The organism is Nocardioides sp., from assembly GCF_050699375.1.
Lineage (GTDB): Bacteria > Actinomycetota > Actinomycetes > Propionibacteriales > Nocardioidaceae > Nocardioides.
Genome location: NZ_JBOHDN010000294.1, coordinates 1 through 7,604, shown reverse-complemented (window position 1 = coordinate 7,604; position 7,604 = coordinate 1). Strand labels below are relative to the sequence as shown.

General features: G+C 70.2%; 4 protein-coding genes and 1 pseudogene. 2 read left to right on the top strand and 3 right to left on the bottom strand.

Going from position 1 to position 7,604, the window contains the following annotated elements:
- Positions 1 to 122 precede the first annotated feature (122 nt).
- Positions 123 to 3,116, bottom strand: a complete 2,994-nt coding sequence (locus ACRDPS_RS21125) for an ATP-binding protein (RefSeq protein WP_431503633.1) — start codon at positions 3,114 to 3,116, stop codon at positions 123 to 125.
- 94 nt (positions 3,117 to 3,210) lie between these two features.
- Between ACRDPS_RS21125 and ACRDPS_RS21120 the strand changes: the two genes are divergently transcribed.
- Both ACRDPS_RS21120 and ACRDPS_RS21115 read left to right on the top strand, forming a co-directional pair.
- Positions 3,211 to 4,239, top strand: coding sequence for a threonine aldolase family protein (locus ACRDPS_RS21120; RefSeq protein ID WP_431503632.1), 1,029 nt, complete (start codon positions 3,211 to 3,213; stop codon positions 4,237 to 4,239).
- Positions 4,240 to 4,266: 27 nt separating this feature from the next.
- Positions 4,267 to 4,623, top strand: coding sequence for a barstar family protein (locus tag ACRDPS_RS21115; RefSeq protein ID WP_431503631.1), 357 nt, complete (start codon positions 4,267 to 4,269; stop codon positions 4,621 to 4,623).
- Positions 4,624 to 4,632: 9 nt separating this feature from the next.
- Here the strand turns inward: ACRDPS_RS21115 and pheT are convergent, their stop codons facing one another.
- Together pheT and ACRDPS_RS21105 are read right to left on the bottom strand one after the other, a co-directional pair.
- Complete coding sequence (gene pheT, locus ACRDPS_RS21110; protein ID WP_431503630.1) at positions 4,633 to 7,137, bottom strand: phenylalanine--tRNA ligase subunit beta; 2,505 nt, start codon at positions 7,135 to 7,137, stop codon at positions 4,633 to 4,635.
- Positions 7,134 to 7,604, bottom strand: a pseudogene (locus ACRDPS_RS21105) (phenylalanine--tRNA ligase subunit alpha); the annotation flags it as partial. The gene pheT and the pseudogene ACRDPS_RS21105, both read right to left, overlap by 4 nt.

The following is a 7,604-nucleotide window of genomic DNA, read 5'->3' as shown; positions in this document are numbered from 1 at the left end:
ATCGACAGCCTCCTCAGTCAGGAGGTGTTGCGTCCGACCCTTGAACTCGCCCCGTCGCGACGCCGCCTTGCGATGCACGCACGCATCGCACGACTTATGGCACGGACTCTCGGCGCGGGACACTAGGCAAGAACCAGCCGCGCGACCACGCCGCGGGCCTCGTCCAGCAGGGCGGGACCGCGGCGTTCGGCGTACTCCTTCTCGATCCGAGCCAGCACACCCGGGGCGAGCCGCTCGGCGTCCTCGACGACGAGATCCCAGCTCATGTCGAGGGTTGACCGGGAGTAGCCGAACCGGTCGGCGAGCACGAGGAGCCGCACCGACTCCTCCCTCGGCAGCGCATCACGCGACAACCCCGTGAGCCCGATCGCGAGGAACGCCATGCCGGTGACGGGATAGTCCTGCGACTGGCGTTCCTCGGCCACCAGGAGCGGTGCCTTGGCCATCAGCGCATCGAAGAGATCCTCTCCGTCGGCGCCGTGCCGCACACAGGCCACCAGCGTGACCGCCTCGGCGGCAACCCGCCAGGGCATCAGGTCGGGGTCCTGGTTGAAGCCGGGGAACGGCAACCCACCCATCGTCGCGACCATCTCGCGCAGCAACGCCAGGCCCTCCTCGACCTTGCCCTGCGCCAACAGCAGCTGCGCCCGGGCGCCATGGACCGCGCCGCGGGAACCGAAGCCGCCGCGAGGCTGCTCACGCTCGACCTCGGCGAGCAGGGCAGCGGCCTCGTCGAGACGACCCTGCTCCAGGGCGTACGTCACCAGGATCGTGCTGGTCTGGGTGAGATCGTCGTCCGCGCCGAGCCGCCGCAGGATGGGGATGGCCTCGCGGGCGTGGTCCGCGGCCTCGCCGAGGCGGCCGAGCTGAGCGTAGAGACCGCTGAGCTGGGCGTGCAGCATCGCGCGCGTCCAGGGTCCGTCCTCGGCGCTTGTTAGACCCAGTGCCTCGACCCCGGTGGCAACCGCCCCCGCAGGATCGCCGAGGTTCTCGCGTTCATGGCTGAGGAAGGCCAGCGCACCTGCCCGCACCCCCACGTCCGGGTCATCGGCCAGATCGGACAGCTCCGCCTCGACGGTCCGGCCGGGCTTCCCCTCGACCAGGGTTCGCAACACCTGCAGCTGCACCCTCAGCCGCGGGTCCACGGCGTCGGTGCCGATCCGGGCGACGATCGTGCTCAGCCTCTCAGCGGTCGTCCCTCCGGCGAACGCGGCCCCGAAGAGCAGCAGCGCGAGCACCATTCGGGTCTTCTCCAGCAGATCGGCGGGCGGGTCCCAGTCGCTGATCAGGTCGGTCACCGCCGTCGCCAGCATGATCACGCGCTGGTGCTCGCCCGAGATCGTCCAGTATGCGCCCAGGGCACAGAAGAGGCGGACGACCGTCGCCGGATCGTCCCCCGCCGTCACCTGACGCAGGATGTCGGCCAGGTTGCTCTCCTCGGCGCGAATCTCGTCCATGGCGTCGAACTGCTCCGAGGAGTAGAGCCGAGCCGCGCTCGCGTCGCCGTACGCCGCCGCCCAGGCCCACTGGGCCGCGTGTGCCTCGGCGTCCTCGCCGGCGTCGACGAGCTGCATCCGGCCGAACTCCCTGACGGTCTCGAGCATGCGGTAGCGCACGTGGATGCCGAATCGGAGCCCGAGGCCGTCAGCGGGGTCCGTGTCGACGACCGTCAGCAGCGACTGGTCGACGAGCTCCTCGATCGCGCCGAGAGCGTCATCGCCGAGGATCGCCTCGGCAGCGGTGAGAGTGAATCCGTCGTGGAAGACCGAGAGCCACCGCATCGCGCGCCGCTCGCGCTCGTCGAGAAGGTTCCAGGACCAGTCGATGACGGCGACCAGGGTCTGATGACGGTCGGGCGCGTTGCGGTCGCCGCCACGTAGCAGGGCGAACCGGTTCGAGAGCCGGCGTGCGATGTCGTCGACCGACATCGCGCGCACCTTCACCGCGGCGAGCTCGATCGCGAGCGGGAGGCCGTCGAGCCGGGCGACGATCTCGTGGACCCGGTCCTCGTCGAGGTGGACATCGGGCCGCGCGGCGATCGCGCGCCTGCGGAAGAGCTCGCTGCCGTCGTACGTCCCCAGGCGGCCGAGCGGGTAGACCCGCTCCGCGCCGATGGCGAGGGGGCTGCGGGAGGTCGTCAGCACGGTCAGGTCACGCACCGTCGCGACCAGGAAGGCGACCAGGTCGGCGACCGCGGCCACGATGTGCTCGCAGTTGTCGAGCACGAGCAGCGTGGGTGGGCCGTCGAGCTGCTGGGCGATCCGGGAGCGTACGTCGGCGCGCTGCTCGGGCGTGAGCCGGTCGCGCCCCGCGACCGAGTCGCGGACGCCGAGGGCGGAGCCCACCTCACCGGTGAGGTCGTCGGGCGAGGTCACGCCGACCAGCTCGACGAAGTGGACCACCGGATGCTCGGCGTCGTGGGCGAGCACCTGCGCCAGGCTGGTCTTGCCGAGCCCGCCGGGACCGAGGATCGTGACGACGCGCGAGCTCTTCAGCAGCACCGAGACCTCGGCGGTGTCCTCCTCGCGGCCGATCAGCACGTCGGCGTCATGACGCAGCCCCGACCGCACCGGACGATCGCGCGCGAGCAGCTCGGCGTGGAGCGCCCTCAGCCGCAGGCTCGGGTCGACACCCAGACCGTCGGCCAGACCGGCGCGGTACGTCTCGAAGCGCTCCAGAGCCGCCGGAGCACCGTGCACCGCGGCGACGGCTCGCAGCACCCCCTCGGTGACCTCCTCGTCGGGGTCGAGGTCCTCGAGCCGCTCGAGCAGCGGGAGCGCCTCGGCGTACCTCTTCTCGGCGGCCAGCCCCAGCGCATGCGGCCGAAGCGACCAGGCGTCGACCTCGGCGGCACCCAGGCTGAGGCGGTAGCCCCGCGGCGTACGCTCGATCGCCTCCGCGTCGGTCGCCGTCCTCGCCCGCGAGACCACCACCTGGAGCGCCTTCGAGGGATGGGCCGGGATGTCGTCGCGCCCCCAGACGTCCTCGACCAGCGCAGCCTCGGACGCGCCCCGCGGACCGGCGTCGACCAGGGCCCGCAGCAGCGCCCGGGTGCGCTCACCGGCTACCGGTGCACCGTCCCAGGTGACCTCGTCCAGCACACTCAGCGTCGTCACAGCCGCCCATTCTGCCATAGCGATATATCGCGTACGTACGGGATATTCAGAACCTCCTGCGGAGGCAGCAGACCCCTATGAGGAGAATAGAGCGGTGACCATCGAACTGCGCTCTGATAACGCCGCCGCCGTCTCCCCCGCGATCCTGGAGGCGATGGCCGCCGCCAACTCCGGCTCAGCTCTCGCCTACGGCGGCGACGAGGTCACCGCCGCGCTCGAGGAACGGGTGCGGGAGGTCTTCGAGCACCCGCGCGCCCGGGTCTTCCCGGTGATGAGCGGCACCGCCGCCAACGCGCTCTCGCTCTCCGCGCTGCCGCCACCCTGGGGATCGGTGGTCTGCCACGAGAGCGCGCACATCTTGACGAGCGAGGGCGGTGCGACCTCGCTGCTGGCCGGCGGTGCGGTGATGACCGGCCTCGCGGGAGAGGGCTACAAGATGGCTCCCGAGGCGCTGCAGGCCCACCTGGACGGCGTACGTTGGGGCGACCCGCACCACTCCCAGCCTGCCGTCCTCTCGCTGACCTCGCCGTCCGACTACGGGACGGCCTACTCCGCCGCGGAGATCTCCGAGCTCACCGGGATCGCGAAGACCCGTGACCTGCGGGTGCATCTGGACGGTGCTCGTTTCGCCAACGGCGTCGTCGCCACCGGCGCATCGGCTGCCGACCTGACCTGGCGAGCCGGTGTGGACGTGCTGTCCCTGGGCGCGACCAAGAACGGCGCACTCTCGGCCGAGGCGATCGTCTGCTTCTCCGACTCCCCCGCCGACGAGCTGGTCTACCGCACCAAGCGCTCCGGTCACGTCACCTCCAAGATGCGCTTCCAGTCCGCACAGCTGCTCGCCTATCTCACCGACGACCTCTGGCTCCGCAACGCTCGTAACGCCAACGACCGGATGGCCGAGCTCGCCGCCGGCCTGGAGGCGGCAGGCGTACGCATCACCAACTCCGTCGACGCCAACCTGGCCTGGGTGAACCTCCCCGACGAGACCGCCGACCGCCTGGAGGCGGCCGGGGTGCTCTTCTACCGCCTCGGTGGGCAGGTCCGCTTCGTCACTTCGTGGGAGACGACCCCGGAGGACATCGACACTGTCCTGGCCGTCCTCCGCGACGCACTGAGCTGAGGGACGCAGATCTGCCAAGATGGCGCGATGGCAGCCTTCGGCCCCGACGACTTCAGTCGGTACGACTACTCGCTGCTCCTCAACGGTGGCGTCTCACTCGTCTGGAGCAGGCCCGTCTGGGACGACGGGATCAGCAGCCTGACGACGCTCGGGTATCGAGTCGTACGGCTATCAGCATCGAGGTGGACCAACAGCGCCGAGATGTTCTGCCAGCTCGCCGAGTCCTTGGACTTCCCGGACTACTTCGGGCACGACTTCGACGCGTTCGTCGACACCGACCGCCGATCCGCGAGGATGCCATCTGCCACATCCGCACGTATGCGCGGAAATGACGTCGCAGAGCTGACCGCTCTGTGTCAGTTCCCCGCACGTGCGGGGAACTGACACAGGACCTCAGCGCGGGGTGGCGCCGGTCAGCTCGGCGGCCTTGGCGACCGCCGCCACACGGGCGGATGCGGTCTCCTCGGCCTTCAGCGTGCGATCGGCGGCGCGGAAGCGCAGCGCGAAGGCGAGCGACTTCTTGCCCTCGCCGACCTGGTCGCCCTCGTAGACGTCGAAGAGCCGCACCGTCTCCAGCAGGTCTCCGGCGCCCTCGCGCAGCGCGGCCTCGACGGCCGCGACCGTCACCTCGGCGGGCACGATGAGCGCGACGTCCTCCTTGGCGACCGGCATGGTCGAGAAGACCGGGCCGGGCGCCGTGGCGGGCACCTTCGAGATCAGGAAGTCGAGGTCGATCTCGACCGCTGCCGAACGAACCGGCAGCCCGAACGCCTTGCAGACCTTCGGGTGCAGCTCACCGGCGTGACCGAACTCGACGCCGTCGACCGAGACGACCGCGCAACGACCGGGGTGCCACGGCGCCCGCGACGCCGAGGCGACCTCGACCGGCACGCCGAGGTCGGCGCCCAGGCGACGTACGACATCGATGGCATCCGACCACGAAGCGGTCTCGGCGGAACCCCACCAGCCACCCCGCGTACGTTCCCCGGCGAGGACGGTGGCCAGGTGCAGCGGCTGGCGCGGGATCGCCGCGAGGAGCTTCTCCATCTCCTCCTCGGTCGGGCGCCGGTCGACGCCGTAGATCGGCGCCGCCTGCTCGATCGGGAAGGCGACGGTCGCGGTCTCGAAGAGAGCGACCCCGTCCTGACCTCGGGAGATGTTGCGCGCGGCCACCTTCAGGAGCCCCGGGAGGAGCGTCGTGGTGTAGGCCGGCTCCTCGCTGCTCAAGGGGTTGGCCAGCTTGACGGTGTTCCGCAGGACATCGTCGGCCGGCAACCCGAGACGATCGAAGTCGGCCTCGCCCACGAACGGGAAGTCGACGACCTCGACCAGTCCGGCACCAGCGAGGACGCGCCCGATCCGGCGGCGCAGCTGCTGGGCTCGGGTCAGGCCGCCACCGGTGGCGCGACGCGGGAGCACCGAAGGCACCTTGTCGTAGCCGACGATCCGGGCGACCTCCTCGATCAGGTCGTAGGGATCGTTGAGGTCGACGCGGTAGGTCGGGATCGTCGCGGTCAGCGAGTCGCCCGAGACGGTGACGCCGGCGCCGATCAGCTCCAGCGACCTCACGACCGTCGCGTCGTCGACGTCGAGCCCGATGATCCGAGCCGGCAGCGAGACCGGGATCGTGATGGTCTTCAGCGGCGCACGGGTCGACGGCGACGCCGTCGGACCGACCTCGGAGACACCGGCAGCGGTGCCGCCGCCGTGCTCGACCAGCAGCTCGACCACCCGCTCCGCTGCCGCCGGCGGCAGCAGCGGGTCGACGCCACGCTCGAAGCGCTTGGACGCCTCCGAGGGCAGTTTGTGCCGCTTCTGGGAGCGGAAGACGGTGGTCGGGTCGAAGTGCGCGGCCTCGACCACGATGTCCGTGGTCGACTCCGAGATCTCCGTGGACGCCCCACCCATGACACCGGCGATGCCGATCGGGCCGGAGTCGTCGGTGATCAGCAGGTCCTCCTCGGAGAGCACCCGGACGACATCGTCGAGCGTGGTGATCTTCTCGCCCTCGCTCGCCCGCCGCACCACGATGTCGCCGGACAGCTTGGCCTTGTCATAGCAGTGCGTCGGCTGGCCGAGCTCCATCATCACGTAGTTGGAGACGTCGACGGCCAGCGAGATCGAACGTACGCCGGTGGCCGCGAGCCGCTTCTTGATGAGGTCGGGCGTCGGCGCGCTCGGGTCGAACCCGGTGATCACCCGGGTGACGAAGTAGTCGCAGCCGTCGTCGTCGAGCCGGACCGGATAACCCGACCCGTCGGCTATGGGTGCGTCGACCTGGGCCGGATCTGCGAACGGCACGTCGCTGTGCTCATTCGAGAAGGCGAGCGCCGCCTCGCGTGCGATACCGCGCAGCGACAGGGCGTACGCACGGTCCGGGTTGATCTCGAACTCGATGATCTCCTCGCCGAGCCCGAGCACCTCGCGCGCGTCGGTCCCGGGCGCGGGAGCGTCGGCCGGCAGCACGATGATGCCGTCGGCCTCCTCCCCCAGCCCGAGCTCGCGGGCGGAGCAGATCATTCCGGCGCTCATGTGTCCGTACGTCTTCCGCGCGGAGATCTGGAAGTTTCCGGGGAGGACGCCGCCGGGCAGGATCACGACGACCTTGTCACCGGCCTTGAAGTTGTGCGCGCCGCAGACGATCCCCTGCGGCTCACCGGTGCCGTTGGCCTCGCCGACGTCGACGGTGCACCAGTTGATGACCTTGCCGTTCTTCTGCGGCTCGGGCTCCTGGGTGAGCACCGTGCCCACCACGAGCGGTCCCTCGATGCCGGCGCCGGAGGTCTCGATCGCCTCCAGCTTGAGGCCGAGCGCGGTCAGCCGGTCGGTGATCTCCTCGATGCCGAGATCCTCCGGCAGCGAGACGTACTCCTTGATCCAGGAGAGGGGGGCCTTCACAGTTCGCTCCCGAATGCAGTAGTGAGCCGGACGTCACCCTCGAAGAGGGTGCGCAGGTCGGACAGGCCGGTGCGGAACATCAACGTACGGTCGATGCCCATCCCGAACGCGAAGCCGCTGTACTTCTCGGGGTCGACCCCACAGGCGACCAGGACGCGTGGGTTCACGATCCCGCAGCCGCCCCACTCGATCCAGCCCTCGCCCTTGCAGGTGCGGCAGGTGATGGTCTGACCGTCTCCGGCGTCGACGACCTGGGCGCCACGGCAGACGAAGCAGGTCAGGTCGACCTCCGCGGAGGGCTCGGTGAAGGGGAAGTACGACGGCCGGAACCGGGTCACGATGCCCTCGCCGAACATCTGGGTGGCGAAGTGGTCCAGGGTGCCCTTGAGGTTCGCCATCGAGATGCCCTCGTCGATGGCGAGGCCCTCGACCTGGTGGAACATCGGCGAGTGGGTCGCGTCGTACTC

Bases quoted from the DNA above. Each gene is read 5' to 3' on its own strand.
- ACRDPS_RS21115 (WP_431503631.1), top strand. From the start codon at position 4,267: ATGGCAGCCTTCGGCCCCGACGACTTCAGTCGGTACGACTACTCGCTG.